The organism is Nostoc sp., assembly GCF_036919675.1.
In the GTDB taxonomy this organism is placed as follows: domain Bacteria; phylum Cyanobacteriota; class Cyanobacteriia; order Cyanobacteriales; family Nostocaceae; genus Nostoc.
The window spans coordinates 238,865-252,326 of record NZ_JBALCP010000134.1 but is presented as its reverse complement, the minus strand read 5'-3'; the positions used below and the strand labels follow the sequence as shown (position 1 = coordinate 252,326).

Annotated in this window: 12 protein-coding genes; 9 read left to right on the top strand and 3 right to left on the bottom strand. The window is 42.4% G+C overall.

What is annotated here, in order from left to right; all coding sequences use genetic code 11:
• Positions 1 to 361 precede the first annotated feature (361 nt).
• Positions 362 to 634: a hypothetical protein gene (locus tag V7K49_RS31000; protein WP_334866104.1), complete on the bottom strand. Its 273-nt coding sequence runs from the start codon at positions 632 to 634 to the stop codon at positions 362 to 364.
• A 397-nt stretch (positions 635 to 1,031) separates the two neighbouring features.
• Between V7K49_RS31000 and V7K49_RS30995 the strand changes: the two genes are divergently transcribed.
• The 8 genes from V7K49_RS30995 to V7K49_RS30960 all read left to right on the top strand — a co-directional run bounded on the left by V7K49_RS30995 (position 1,032) and on the right by V7K49_RS30960 (position 10,100).
• Positions 1,032 to 1,673, top strand: coding sequence for a glutathione S-transferase family protein (locus V7K49_RS30995; RefSeq protein ID WP_442948712.1), 642 nt, complete (start codon positions 1,032 to 1,034; stop codon positions 1,671 to 1,673).
• A gap of 128 nt (positions 1,674 to 1,801) precedes the next feature.
• A complete protein-coding gene (locus V7K49_RS30990; protein ID WP_335209063.1) occupies positions 1,802 to 2,407 on the top strand; it encodes a CDP-alcohol phosphatidyltransferase family protein in 606 nt (201 codons plus the stop codon).
• A 156-nt stretch (positions 2,408 to 2,563) separates the two neighbouring features.
• Positions 2,564 to 3,193 (top strand): hypothetical protein, encoded by a 630-nt coding sequence (locus V7K49_RS30985; RefSeq protein ID WP_334866112.1) that lies wholly within the window; start codon positions 2,564 to 2,566, stop codon positions 3,191 to 3,193.
• Between the two features lie 348 nt (positions 3,194 to 3,541).
• A complete protein-coding gene (locus V7K49_RS30980; protein ID WP_335209062.1) occupies positions 3,542 to 4,255 on the top strand; it encodes a 2OG-Fe(II) oxygenase in 714 nt (237 codons plus the stop codon).
• Between the two features lie 134 nt (positions 4,256 to 4,389).
• Positions 4,390 to 5,145 carry a phosphocholine cytidylyltransferase family protein gene (locus V7K49_RS30975; RefSeq protein ID WP_334866116.1) on the top strand — a complete coding sequence of 252 codons (756 nt, stop codon included), beginning with the start codon at positions 4,390 to 4,392 and terminating at the stop codon, positions 5,143 to 5,145.
• A gap of 354 nt (positions 5,146 to 5,499) precedes the next feature.
• A complete protein-coding gene (gene aepX, locus V7K49_RS30970) occupies positions 5,500 to 7,155 on the top strand; it encodes a phosphoenolpyruvate mutase (RefSeq protein WP_335209061.1) in 1,656 nt (551 codons plus the stop codon).
• A gap of 629 nt (positions 7,156 to 7,784) precedes the next feature.
• On the top strand, positions 7,785 to 8,951 hold the full coding sequence (gene aepY, locus V7K49_RS30965; RefSeq protein WP_335209060.1) for a phosphonopyruvate decarboxylase: 1,167 nt from the start codon (positions 7,785 to 7,787) through the stop codon (positions 8,949 to 8,951).
• Positions 8,952 to 9,020: 69 nt separating this feature from the next.
• Complete coding sequence (locus tag V7K49_RS30960; RefSeq protein WP_335209059.1) at positions 9,021 to 10,100, top strand: 2-aminoethylphosphonate aminotransferase; 1,080 nt, start codon at positions 9,021 to 9,023, stop codon at positions 10,098 to 10,100.
• Positions 10,101 to 10,341: 241 nt separating this feature from the next.
• On the opposite strand, the gene V7K49_RS30955 is transcribed toward V7K49_RS30960, so the two are convergent.
• Positions 10,342 to 10,797 carry a cupin domain-containing protein gene (locus V7K49_RS30955; protein WP_335209058.1) on the bottom strand — a complete coding sequence of 152 codons (456 nt, stop codon included), beginning with the start codon at positions 10,795 to 10,797 and terminating at the stop codon, positions 10,342 to 10,344.
• 290 nt (positions 10,798 to 11,087) lie between these two features.
• A complete protein-coding gene (locus V7K49_RS30950; RefSeq protein ID WP_335209057.1) occupies positions 11,088 to 11,852 on the bottom strand; it encodes a cysteine hydrolase family protein in 765 nt (254 codons plus the stop codon).
• Positions 11,853 to 11,933: 81 nt separating this feature from the next.
• On the opposite strand from V7K49_RS30950, the gene V7K49_RS30945 reads away from it, so the two are divergent.
• Complete coding sequence (locus V7K49_RS30945) at positions 11,934 to 13,334, top strand: amidohydrolase (RefSeq protein WP_335209055.1); 1,401 nt, start codon at positions 11,934 to 11,936, stop codon at positions 13,332 to 13,334.
• Positions 13,335 to 13,462 lie beyond the last annotated feature (128 nt).

Genomic DNA, 13,462 nt, shown 5'->3' with positions numbered 1-13,462 from the left:
TCCTAAGTTATGTGAGTCCCAAAGATGATAAAGCGCCTATGATTGGTGTCGAACTCAACGATCCGATCAATAAAGCATTTCTGGACAATCTCGAAAACGTAGCGCAACTAAGTACAGCATTTCATTAATTCGTAGCGAATTAAATTTAGCAATATTCTGCAATACCAATGCGTCGGCTTACATTGTTAATGTGTCGGCTTACATTGTTAATGCGTTGGCTTACATTGTTAATGCGTTGGCTTACATTGTTAATGCGTTGGCTTACATTGTTAATGCGTCCCCATACAATGCCAATGTATTCTTTTAGAATGTTAATGCGTTCTCCTGCATTAAAAACGCCACGTTTTTATGCAAAACTGTACTAAGATACTTTTGGTTGCTGCCATAGGATGAGTTTCAATTCATAGCAGTTGCAAGCCCCATTACTAATTTCTCCTTCGTGGTCAGCTATCCAATCATAAATTTGTGTAGCTTTTGCTAATGCCACTCTTTCTGAACGATAAAGCCGAGGGGTAGGGCAGTAAGCTTGACCATTGATGTGTATAGCCGCAATCTGCCAATAATCGCTGTCTTCACCCTCTGGTACAACTTCTAAAAACCCGTCACTGTAAGGCTCGATTATTCCTATATTCATCTACAACCATCAAACTTTAAAATAAAGGCCACAACAAAGCTGATACCAGCCAATTCTTCGGAGTCCAAGCTAGAATCACCAGGGAATGCAGTAGCAACCCCTGCTAATGATTGTGGGTTCGTAGTCAATGAAAATCTGAATTATTGGTTACTTTATGGTTTGATTCCGTTATTGGCAGCAATAATGGCAAGAGGAATAGGCGCAAACTAGGCTAAATTACTCTTCGGTCAGTAATGCAGTTTCACTCTAGACATTTTGTCACCTTTCTAAAGCTGCCTTTGGTGCGATCGCCACAAGACTCAAGACAAACCAGCAGATAGATGAACAATGGGGGAACTGATGATAGGTTGAGATGAGCAAAAGCTCCTATCAACCCCATTATCAAAAAGTAGCAATTATGATCGTTGTCCATCATCTCAACAACTCGCGTTCGCAGCGCGTGCTATGGCTACTCGAAGAATTAGGTATCGAATACGAGATTAAGTTCTACGAACGCGACCAGAAGACGATGCTGGCACCGACATCGCTGCGTGAAGTCCATCCGCTCGGCAAGTCACCAGTGATCACAGATGCAGACCTCACTGTTGCAGAGTCGGGCGCTATCATCGAATATATAGTGGATCGCTACGGCAATGCTCGGTTAATCCCGCCATCTGGTACGCCGGAGCGTCTGCGCTACACGTATTGGCTGCATTACGCCGAAGGCTCTGCAATGCCACCTCTGGTGATGAACCTTGTCTTCAACAATTTTGGTATAAAAGACAGCAGCGTAAACGACGAATTTATCGCACCCCAGATCAAGCTTCACTTTGACTACATAGAAGGTGAACTTCATAAGAGTACATGGTTTGTAGGCGAAGAATTTACTGCCGCCGATATCCAAATGAGCTTTCCTCTGGAAATAGTCGCTATGCAAGCTGAACTCATCTCAAGCCGACCAAAGATTAAGCAATTTATTGAGCGCATCCATGCACGACCTGCTTACAAACGCGCCCTTGAACGTGGAGGCGCATACGACTTCGCCAAAAGCATTCAATAATTCGCTCAACTAAGAACCGCTATATCCTAAAACTGCCAGTTATTAAACAAAAATCTGTATCTCTAGCTAGATGTGGTAATCGTAAATGTTATATGTATTCAAAGACCATATCAAATTCAAGTTCATCTATGATCACCAAGCCTTGGGATGCTCAACTTGCTTACTGGCTAGTTAAACCTCTAAAAGATAGTTGGGTAAACCCCAATCATCTCACCACAGTGAGACTTGTGACAGGGTTGGCGGCTGCAGTAGCGATTGCAGTTGGCGATGCCATCTGGGCTAATATTGGCGCAGTGCTATTTGCTTTATCCAACTTTCTAGATCACACGGACGGTGAATTAGCTCGTTTGAGTGGGAAAAGCAGCAAATGGGGACATCAGTATGATCTCGCTAGTGACGCCATCATCCACATTCTTTTGTTTGTGTGTATTGGATATGGTCTTAGGGAGGGAAAATTTGGTTGGTGGGCGTTGCTAATGGGGATAGTATCTGGCATGTCTGTTGCTTGCATCTTTGATTTGCGAAACCAAATGGAACAGCGTTTAGGTAAAGACGCTAGCCGTCAACCAAATTTCGCCGGGTTTGACATTGAAGACGTGCTGTATTTGTTTCCCATAGTTACCTTACTGCATGGACTAGAGCCGTTACTAATGGCAGCTACAATTGGGGCACCAACCTTTGCTATATGGGTAATTTGGCAATTTTGGGCACTCCCGCAGCCTAAATCAAATTAGTATAACGGGGCATGGGACAGAAAGCTAATAAAACAGGCTTTTTAGCTTTCTTGAATGCATAATCAAATTTTGCGATCGCACTTCCTAAACTTGGTAACAGTACTTACTTGTTTCATTTAAACATGATACTATTATTTTATTAAAAGTTTTATCATTATGCCAAAATCAATATTTCAACATCTGGTCGATAGTGTGAACAAAGATTATGAGGATACCTATGCATATGTAGGTAAAAATTTTGATTTTATCCGCGAACTGATTGATAAAATCGCTTTACATATTGAATGTAGTCCAGGAAAAGATATATATATTGTTGATGAAAAAGGCTCTAAAATTGCTCCTTATAATTTTATTCAAGATGCTATTATTGTAGATAATGAATGTTTTTTTAGTTTCAAATTAGTGATTTCTGCACCCAATATAGGTTTTAATATTAGTAGTTGTGGTAAAAGCTTTTTTAATAAAAATTTAGTACCGCCTTCCGGAATTGCTATGTATATCTCTATTAAACAAGAGGATGATATTTTTATTGTTATAGCACCATCGATAAAAGAAGAAAAAGTAGTTACTGAAACTTTTAAAATATATTCTGATAATCCTTTATGGACTGACTTACTTGAATCGGTTACTCAAGTAATAATAAACTTTTCAAAAAAAGACCTTAAATATAGAATTAATCAGTTATTTGAAAAATCATCTCAACAATTAAAACCAAAAGGTTTTAATGTTACCCCTGACATAAAGATTATTAACACGTCAGTAACCCAGGATAATAATGATGTCTAGTTGTGGTGTTCTCTAAAAAAGTTTTTGTAAAAAGAATAAATTATGTTGAGTGTAAAAGTGCGATCGCATTTATTAAACATGTTACCAAGTTGAGAGTGAAATTATTATCAGCGTGAAGAATAAGGGATAGAGTTAGACTCCTCACATAAGTAAAATAAATCCATGCAGCCTGAAAACCGCATTCTCTCGTAGAATCGCGGCTTTTTCATATATAAGCAGAGCATATAAGTATTAGAACAGCAAATATCAAGCAAAAACGCAACTGTTAAGGTTGTGGGTATTGTGGGACAATTTGTTGAGTGAATGGTATGTTGATTTTTGCAATCTTGTATTAGTATCAAATTATCAATGGAGCTTCAAACTGAAATTGATAAAGCTATAGCAGCTGTTGATTACCATAAATTTCAAGCTGAGTTTCAAGCTCAAAATGAATTTTTGGTGGTTGAGAACTTTCTCCCTAACACCATGATTGAGAAGTTTTTGGCGCTATTGCCATCTTTGCAACCTGCTATAAACCGCAACTATATTCCCAATCATAAAAAGGGCGGTAGTATTAGCCGCTATAGTTTAGACAGCCTTGCTCCGATTTTTGGAGAGTTTTATCAACTTAGTGCTTTTTTCGAGTTCCTCAACAAAATTACAGCAGAAAAACTCCTTCCCTGTCCTAATGCTGATCCCCATACTTACGCGCTGTACTATTACACTGAGCCTGGAGACCATATCCGGTATCATTACGATACCTCTTACTATCGCGGGAAACGCTATACAGTGTTGCTTGGTTTAGTTGATAATTCATCCAGTAAGCTGGAATATCAACTTTACAAGGATATTCCTGAACGGGAGACTCAAACGCGATCGCTCTCCTTAACGCCTGGTACTATAGTCTTATTCAATGGTGACAAACTTTACCACAGAGTTACTCCTTTGGGTGAAAATGAACAGCGCATTGTCTTGACTTTGGAGTACGTCACCGACACCAACATGGGTATGCTAAAACGTTTTGTCTCGAATATGAAAGATGCGATCGCCTATTTTGGTTTTCGCCAGGTGTTTCGCAGTTGAGGCGATACAGAGTTAATCTTTCTTTCATGTTAAGAATTAATTAACAAATATTGTCTTGAGCAAAAAACAGTCATTATAAAATACGGGAAAATTTCCAGATTTCCTGGTGTTATAGCTTTGTTGGTGACTTGACAATGAAGGCAATTATATTAGCTGCTGGCGTTGGACGACGCTTAGGTAAAGATGGGCAAATCCAACCCAAATGCTTACTGAAATTTAACGGTAAATCTCTATTAGAGCGCCATTTGAACTATCTCCGTCATTACCAGATTGACGAAGTAGTGATTGCTGTGGGTTACCAAGCACAAAGAATTCAGGAGGAAATCAAAGCATTAGGAGCCGAAAATTGGGTCAGTACAGTTTATAATCCTGACTACACTAAAGGTAGTGTGATCAGCCTTTGGACTGTACGTCAGCATTTAATCGCTGGCGATGACATATTATTAATGGATGCAGATGTTTTGTACGATCGCCGCATCATCGAACGACTGGTAAAGACAAATATCCCCAACTGCTTTTTACTGGATCGGGATTTTGAACCGGGAGATGAACCCGTGAAGCTTTGCGTCAGAGATAATTATCTAGTGGAGTTTCGCAAACAAGTAGCTCTTGGTTTGGCTTATGATTTTGCAGGCGAGTCAGTAGGATTCTTTCGTTTTGGAAGTGCTGCTGCTCACCAGATTGCTACTTGCACAGAACAATATGTTGCAGACGGACGACATGATGAACCTTATGAAGAAGTCATTCGGGATCTACTATTAGAAACTCCCGAAACATTTGGCTACGAAGACATCACTGGTTTACCTTGGCTCGAAATCGATTTTCCCCAGGATATTCAACGTGCTCAAAACGATATTTTACCTCAGATAGAAGTTGTAGAAAATGTCTGAAAATATCTTCATTTACAGGGGTTATCGTTTGGATGCATTACAGTCTTACCTCACTTCCATTCCTCTCTCCTAAAAGGCTACGGTGTAACAAGTCGTATCACCCCCCTTAATCCCCCCTTATAAAGGGGGGAAATGAGATTTCCGGTTCCCTCCCCTTCACAAGGGGAGGGTTAGGGTGGGGTAAAACCTGTCTTCTTCAGCTATTTTCAGACTTATGTGTACACCGTAGCTCCTAAAAGGAGAGAGGCTTTAAGTCTTACTCCCCTTCCCTTGCAGGGAAGGGGCTGGGGGTTAGGTCTGTATTCCATGCGCTTGAGAACCGCTATATTATATAGGTTGAAAAAAGCAGAATAGATGCATCAAATATTTGCACCCACTGATACCGCTGCAAAATTAAATAAGTGTGCCCAACTACGGGCCTTACTAGAATCGCCTCAACTTGACTTCATCATGGAAGCTCACAATGGGATTAGCGCCCGCATTGTGGAAGAGGCTGGATTTAAAGGAATTTGGGGTAGTGGACTCGCCCTTTCGGCTCAATATGGCGTTCGAGATAATAATGAAGCCAGTTGGACTCAAGTTGTGGAAATGCTGGAGTTTATGTCTGATGTCACCAGCATCCCCATTTTGTTAGACGGGGATACTGGTTATGGCAACTTTAATAATATGCGTCGCCTGGTTAAGAAGTTAGAACAGCGAGGTATTGCTGGAGTCTGTATTGAAGATAAGCTTTTTCCCAAAACCAATAGTTTCATCAATGGGAGTCGCCAAGCTTTGGCTGATATTGATGAATTCTCCGGCAAAATTAAGGCAGGTAAGGATAGTCAGACAGATCCAGATTTTTGTATCGTCGCCCGACTCGAAGCTTTGATTGCCGGGTGGGATCTTTCGGAGGCAATGCGCCGAGCTGAAGCTTACCACGCCGCCGGAGCCAACGCTATCCTGATTCACAGTAAATCATCGCGTCCTGATCAAGTGCTAGCCTTTGCCAAAGAGTGGGCGGGTCGTTCCCCGTTAGTTATTATACCGACTAAGTATTACAGTACTCCCACCGATGTTTTTCGCAAAGCTGAAGTGAATTTGGTCATCTGGGCAAATCATCTGATTCGAGCTGCTGTTGCTAGTATGCAAGCGATCACCCGCGAAGTGAAAGCCAGCGAAACTTTAATCAACATTGAAGATGAGATTGCGCCTGTAAAAGAAATTTTCCGATTACAGGGGGCGGATGAACTCATAGAAGCTGAAAAACGCTACTTTAACAACGGACGCCACGATACCCAAGCGATCGTTCTGGCTGCTAGCAGAGGCCAAGAATTAGCAGCGTTGACGCAAGATAAACCGAAAGTGATGTTACCCCTTGGAGGTAAACCTCTACTCAGGTTGTTGGTGGACAAATTTAAGAAACTTGCCATCAATGATATTACCGTTGTCGCGGGTTACAAAGCAGAAACTATTGATGTTCCGGGGACTAAAGTCATCCGCAACCCAGATTATGAAACTACAGGAGAATTAGCATCCTTAGCCTGCGCTCAAACCAACTTCAGCGAAGAGATGCTGGTGCTTTACGGCGATTTACTATTTAGAAGCTACATCCTGCGGGATTTATTAGAATGTCCCGGAGAAATTGTGGCTGTGGTTGATTCTGTGGCCAACAGCAAGTCTGTTAGCGGTTCACCTGACTACGCCTATTGCTCAATTCCAGACGATCTTTCTCTGTTTGGACAGGATGTCAACCTGTTGGACATTTCTAAAACAACACAAACGCAATTAGGAAAGTATAGCGGCCGCTGGATTGGAATGCTGCGCCTGCGGAGTCAAGGTAGAGAGTGGCTGAATGAAGCACTCAATGAATTACAAAAACGACCGGAATTCAACAGTTTGGGTTTGCCAGAATTATGCAATTATTTAATCGAACAAGGAAAACCGATCAAGGTGCTTTATATTCGCGGTAACTGGTTGGATGTTAATTCTTTAGATGATCTTGACCTTGCCTTTCAATTAAAGCAATAGGGGAGACGCGATTAATCGCGTTTGGAGTAGAGAGACGCGATTAATCGCGTTTGGAGTAGAGAGACGCGATTAATCGCGTCTGTACAAGAGTTCTAAGCTTGACGCTTTGTATTGTGAGGTTAAAGTTTTGAGTTCTGAAGTTGAGGTTTGGAGTTCTGAGGTCGGAGTTCCGAGCTAAAAGGTCGACCTTCCGAGTTCAAAGGTCGAACTTCTGAGTTCAAAGGTCGGAGTTCCGAGTTCAAAGGTCGGAGTTCCGAGCTAAAAGGTCGGAGTTCCGAGCTAAAAGGTCGACCTTCCGAGTTCTGAGGTCGACCTTCCGAGTTCAAAGGTCGGAGTTCTGAGTTCAAAGGTCGGAGTTCCGAGTTCAAAGGTCGGAGTTCCGGGTTGACTTTAATGATACAAATATGTTGGTAGCAAACAATTACTCATTGGTGTCAACTTAAGCCCAAACCCCATTAAAACCTCGTTTCCAGCCTCTGGCTGGAAATACCCTTCATTGCGGCTCTGCCGCAAATCTTGAGGCAAAGCTTCTCATTAGGCATTCCCAGTCAGAGACTTCTTTTCAAGACGACTCCTCACTCCCGATCTCAATCGTCTAAATACCTGAAAATTGCTGTAAATTTTTAATTATGATCCAGGCAGAGGAATTTGTAGAAGCTGCGCGTAATCTTGGCTTTGGGTGGTACACTGGCGTACCCTGTTCTTTTCTCACGCCTTTTATTAACTACGTCATTAATGACGTTCAACTTAGATATATCTCCGCAGCCAATGAGGGAGATGCTGTAGCGATCGCAGCTGGAGCAGCAATTGCTGGAAAACCAGCTGTAGTAATGATGCAAAACTCTGGTTTGGGAAATGCTGTTAACCCGCTAACCTCGCTCACTTATATCTTTCGGATACCACTGCTGCTGATTTGTACTTTAAGAGGCGATCGCCTCTTGCAAGATGAACCGCAACATCAATTAATGGGGCAAATCACAGATAAATTGCTGCAAACAATGACTATACCTTGGGAATTTTTTCCCACAAACGCAGCAGAAATAGAACCCGTTCTGCAAAGAGCCACAGTTTACATGAGACAAGAGCGCTGTCCTTATGCTCTAATTATGCGTAAAGGAGCGATTGCACCCCATGCACTCACCCGTTCTTCTATCCCCGAACGAGAAAATAGTAGTAGCGCTGATATTCAGCAAAGCTTTTTTCGGGATCACAAAGAACAACGCGTTTCTCGCAGCGAAGCATTGGCTCGGATTGTGGAACTCATTGATGCAGAAAAGACTGTAGTAATTGCCACCACCGGATACACGGGACGGGAACTCTTCGCCAGCAAAGACAGCGCCAATCATCTTTATATGGTCGGGTCGATGGGCTGCGCTTCCTCAATGGGATTGGGACTATCCTTAGCACGTCCAGACCTGAAGGTAGTGGTAATTGATGGCGATGGGGCAGCACTAATGCGAATGAGTAATTTTGCTACCATCGGCACTTATGGCGGTGCTAATTTAATCCATATTCTCTTAGATAATGAAGTCCACGATTCCACAGGCGCACAAGCCACCGTCTCTGCGGGTATCTCCTTTGCCAAAATTGCCGAAGCGTGCGGTTACGGCGTTACATTAGCTGGAGACGATCCCGCGCTTTTAGATGCCTTATTTACCGCAGATGCCAACACTAGACCGAAATTCGCGCATCTGAAAATCCGTCCAGGAACTTTAGAAAAGCTACCCAGACCCGATATCACCCCAGAAGCAGTTTTGCAACGCTTTATGAAACATATTGGTTCCGACTGGCAATAGAATTCTAATTGTACAGACGCGATTAATCGCGTCTCTCCTAACAGACGCGATTAATCGCGTATCTTTGTAATGATTTTATTAAATCCCGGCCCAGTGAATTTGAGCGATCGCGTCAGAAATGCCCTGTTGCGTCCCGATTTGTGTCATCGTGAAGTAGAATTTTCCCAACTTCAAAGCAAAATCCGCGAACAATTACTTCAAGTTTATGGTCTTGAAAGCGATCGCTGGGCAGCAGTTCTCCTCACGGGTTCTGGTACCGCAGCGATGGAAGCTATGATCAGCAGTCTAGTCCCCAATGATGGGAAATTACTAGTCATTGAAAACGGTGTGTATGGCGAACGACTATCCAAAATCGCCAAAATCCACAGCATTGATTACATAACACTTTCCCATGCTTGGGATGCCGAAATAGATATCAACGGTTTAGTCAAACTTTTAGATGAAAACGCCGATATCACCCATCTTGCTGTCGTCCATCACGAAACTACTACCGGTCGCCTAAATAAGTTGGTGGAACTTGCGCTAATTTGTCAAGAACGCCGGATTCAATTACTAGTGGATGGTGTCAGCAGTTTTGGTGGCGAGGAACTGAATTTTGCAGATTGGGGAATTACCGCTTGCGCTGCAACAGCCAATAAATGTCTGCATGGCGTCCCTGGAACCTCTTTTGTCATCCTACGACGGGATGCACTGCCGTCAGTAGCCACAATCCCCCGCACCTTATATTTAGATTTAGGAACCTATTGCCAGCAGCAGGATCGAGGCGGCACACCTTTTACACAATCAGTACAGACATTTTATGCTTTAACAGAAGCTTTGCAAGAAATGGCAGAAGCAGGGGGTTGGAGTGCCAGACACAGCCATTACAACCAACTTGCTAGCTTCGTTAGAGACGGGTTAGCCTCAATCGGAATTAAACCCCTACTTCCTCTTGGCAGTTCATCCGTTGTCTTGAATGCCTACTACTTGCCAGACGGTTTCAGCTATGAGAAATTTCACGACCAACTGAAAGCACAAGACTATATAATTTATTCTGGACAGGGAAATTTAGCCCAATCTATCTTCCGAGTCTCGACAATGGGAGCTATTACCTCCGCTGACATGGAACGCTTTATTACTGTTGTTAAACAAATTATTAATAATTCGTAATATTCTTTTGTTCTCATGCAGAGCATGAGAATGGCTGATTAAGGGCTGTTGCCTCCAATTAGACATGGAGGCAGCAGCCCACATGATGCATTCCCATGTGGAACATGGGAACGGGCAATAGGAGAAATAAGCGTTTTTTCCTCCCCTGCTTAAGAACTATTCAAGAACTGCTTGCCTCGACAGATAAATTTCTTAACCGAGCAGTATTGGGGGTGTAATGACTTACGAAATCCGAATTATTTTAACAGGGCATCAAAGCATCTAATCTCCCTAGTACTGTCATATCTTCTTCATCTAACTCCGTCGGAATACCACTGCGAATCAATTCCGAAAAGTTTTCATTGGGAACCATAACAGTCAACGTGTACAAGCGAGTAGAACCAGTATTTTTAATCAAATGAGTCCCAGTGGGAGGCATCAATAAACTATCTCCAGTTTTGATTGTGGTAGTCTTGCCGTCACACATGGCGATCGCTTCCCCTTTAAGAATGAAAAACATTTCCACCGCCCACTGATGGCGATGTGGCGGTGTTTGTCCACCAACATCAAAAATTTCAATGCAGCAAGTCAGGGAAGTATTAGCATTCGTCGAATCGAAGATAATTGCTAATCGATTAGAGTCGTCGGGACTAATGCGATATACTTGGTAATCTTTGAGAGATTTAATAACCGGAATTACACAACGAGTAGCGTACATTTATTTATCCCCTCGGAAGTGATTGTTGGGTATGAAAATTCCTAAAATCCAAGTCCTGAATATTGAGTTGTTAGTTGTATGTCTAAATCACCCAATTTTAGATTTTAGATTTTAGATTTTAAATTTTGGATTTTGGGATTAAATAATTTAAAATCCAAAATTTAAAAAAGTTTGATATCAAGCGAATTTAAACGCAAGAACAAATCTAAAATCTCAAATTATTGAGCAAATAAAGAGCATTCATGCATGTAATCAATCTCAAATCTCAAATCAAATTACTCCTCACTCTTTTACAGCGCTGTTAAAATTGCTTGCGAGTCAGTGACAAAACCGAAGCATTGTTTGACATTGTACAATGTCGCCAGCCAACAATATTCAGGAGAAGTAGTAGCGGTACAGTCTTTAACCAACACACAGTCATATCCTAAGAAGTTGGCATCACATAAGGTCATTAGCACACATTGATCAGCATTAACACCAGCAAAAAATAGTGTTGTCCTTCCCAGATTCCGCAAGATACTATCTAAGGGCGTATCCCAAAAGCCACTCATGCGGTATTTATCCACACGAATATCTTCCGGAATCTGTTCTAGTTCGTCTACTATTGCCGCTGCCCAACTACCTGCCATGAGTACTCTAGCACCATTGCTTGGCAGTGGATCGCCCAATCCCACACCCTCCCCTGTGGGATTATAGACGTGGCGCGAACTAGCACTAATATTGAGCAAGTCGGGACGATTCCCCCAATTTACCCAAATGACTGGGACACCAGCCTCACGCAGTTCTGGAAGTAAGTTGTTCAAAGGTTCAATAGGCTGACGCGCCGGAGTTACGTCTACGCCGATATGCGCTAACCAACCATCAGGGTGACAGAAGTCGTTTTGCATATCAATGACGAGGATAGCAGTTTTTGCCAAGTCTAAATGCAGGGTTTTAGTTTCTGTTGATAAAATAACCGGTTGTGGGGTCTTTTGAGGACGAGTGATATCTGCGATCGCATCATTCACTGTCCACGCATTTGGCGCAACTCCCAATGTCCGAAAAGGCAAATTCATAAAATTGCAATACCCAACACCATTTTCTATTTTGTAACTTGAAATTTAGTTGAAAATACAATTACTTAATCAAGGTTAAATATGGTAAGTTTCAGCATCCAGAATGTATTGATTGCCGTCCGTGATGATTATGCAACGGTAGATGTACAGGTTGTAGATGGTGTAATCGCAGCGATCGCACCGAATCTACAAGTAATCGGCACTGCCATTGATGGCAAAAATAAGCTACTGCTACCTGGCTTTTTCAACGCCCACACCCACTCATCAGAGATGTGGCAGCGAGGAATCATGTCAGTCTTCCCTTTAGAATTATGGTTAGCAGAACTGTATGATTTTACCCCCCTCGATCCCGAACAAGTTTATCTCAGCGCCTTAGGTACTGCGGTGGAAACCTTACTTTCCGGCGGGACAAGTGTGGTAGATCATCTGGTGTTAATTCCCGGACTTGAGTTAGAAACGATCGCCATTGCAACTCGTGCTTACAGAGAAGTTGGAATTCGTGCTTTTATCGCCCCCTTAATTCACGATGAATCCCTCAGCGCAGGTATACCATCCGGGGAATCAGCAAAAACTCATGAACCTTATTTTCGCTCAACTGTGGCAACATTAGAAATCATTGAAGAGGCGGTGAGACAATTTCATCGCCCAGATGAGGGTGTAGATATTTTAGTCGCACCAACAGGGACACAATTGTGTACTGATGCTTTATTTGCGGGATCTATCGAGTTAAGCGATCGCTATAATCTTTGTCGTCACTCCCATTTACTCGAAACCAGGGCACAGCAAAAAATCGCTCAACAAAAGTACGGTTGTACTGCTGTGGAACATTTGAAAAGAATCGGATATTTGAGCGATCGGACAACACTTGCCCATTGCGTCTGGTTAAATGATGCTGATATTGCTATTTTGGCCGAAACTCAATCTACAGTTGTTCATAATCCCTTAAGTAATCTGCGTTTAGGCAGTGGCATCGCCCCCATTTTAAAATATCGCCAAGCTGGAGTAAATGTAACTTTTGGTTGCGATGGTGCTTCGAGTAATGACTCTCAAGATTTGCTTGAAGCAATCAAAATTGGTTCTATCTTACATAATGTCACAGACTCAGATTATCAACACTGGATTACGCCCCGACATGCAGTAGAAATGGCATCTTTGGGAGGCGCAAAAGAATTGAATCTTGCAGATAAACTCGGTTCTCTCACTGTGGGAAAACAAGCAGATTTAGTCCTTTATGACCTCACCAATTTATCATTACTTCCCCGTACAGATCCCATTGGTTTGTTAGTTTTAGGGCGTCTTAGTAATGTTGTTGATAGTGCTTGGGTGAATGGCAAGCAAATTGTTGCCGACGGTAAAGTTACCACTATTAACGTTGATGATTTGCGGCAAGAATTATTTAACCGCAGTCAATGGGAGACGAAGCGCAAGTCTCAAACTGTAGCGCAAATTGAAGCACATTATCGCACGGTTATGGGGTTGTAAAACCAAAACTTATTGCTGCTGCCAAACGAGCTAAACAAGAAATTGCAGAGGGCAAGGCACTGCAATGGACTACGACCAGCTATGAAGTAAACATCTCCGAAAATCAATTAAGACCCCTCTCCAAACCT

Bases quoted from the DNA above. Each gene is read 5' to 3' on its own strand.
- V7K49_RS30945 (WP_335209055.1), top strand. From the start codon at position 11,934: ATGGTAAGTTTCAGCATCCAGAATGTATTGATTGCCGTCCGTGATGAT.
- V7K49_RS30960 (WP_335209059.1), top strand. From the start codon at position 9,021: ATGATTTTATTAAATCCCGGCCCAGTGAATTTGAGCGATCGCGTCAGA.
- V7K49_RS30975 (WP_334866116.1), top strand. From the start codon at position 4,390: ATGAAGGCAATTATATTAGCTGCTGGCGTTGGACGACGCTTAGGTAAA.
- V7K49_RS30995 (WP_442948712.1), top strand. From the start codon at position 1,032: ATGATCGTTGTCCATCATCTCAACAACTCGCGTTCGCAGCGCGTGCTA.
- V7K49_RS30955 (WP_335209058.1), bottom strand. From the start codon at position 10,797: ATGTACGCTACTCGTTGTGTAATTCCGGTTATTAAATCTCTCAAAGAT.
- aepX (WP_335209061.1), top strand. From the start codon at position 5,500: ATGCATCAAATATTTGCACCCACTGATACCGCTGCAAAATTAAATAAG.
- V7K49_RS30950 (WP_335209057.1), bottom strand. From the start codon at position 11,852: ATGAATTTGCCTTTTCGGACATTGGGAGTTGCGCCAAATGCGTGGACA.
- V7K49_RS30985 (WP_334866112.1), top strand. From the start codon at position 2,564: ATGCCAAAATCAATATTTCAACATCTGGTCGATAGTGTGAACAAAGAT.
- V7K49_RS31000 (WP_334866104.1), bottom strand. From the start codon at position 634: ATGAATATAGGAATAATCGAGCCTTACAGTGACGGGTTTTTAGAAGTT.
- aepY (WP_335209060.1), top strand. From the start codon at position 7,785: ATGATCCAGGCAGAGGAATTTGTAGAAGCTGCGCGTAATCTTGGCTTT.
- V7K49_RS30980 (WP_335209062.1), top strand. From the start codon at position 3,542: ATGGAGCTTCAAACTGAAATTGATAAAGCTATAGCAGCTGTTGATTAC.
- V7K49_RS30990 (WP_335209063.1), top strand. From the start codon at position 1,802: ATGATCACCAAGCCTTGGGATGCTCAACTTGCTTACTGGCTAGTTAAA.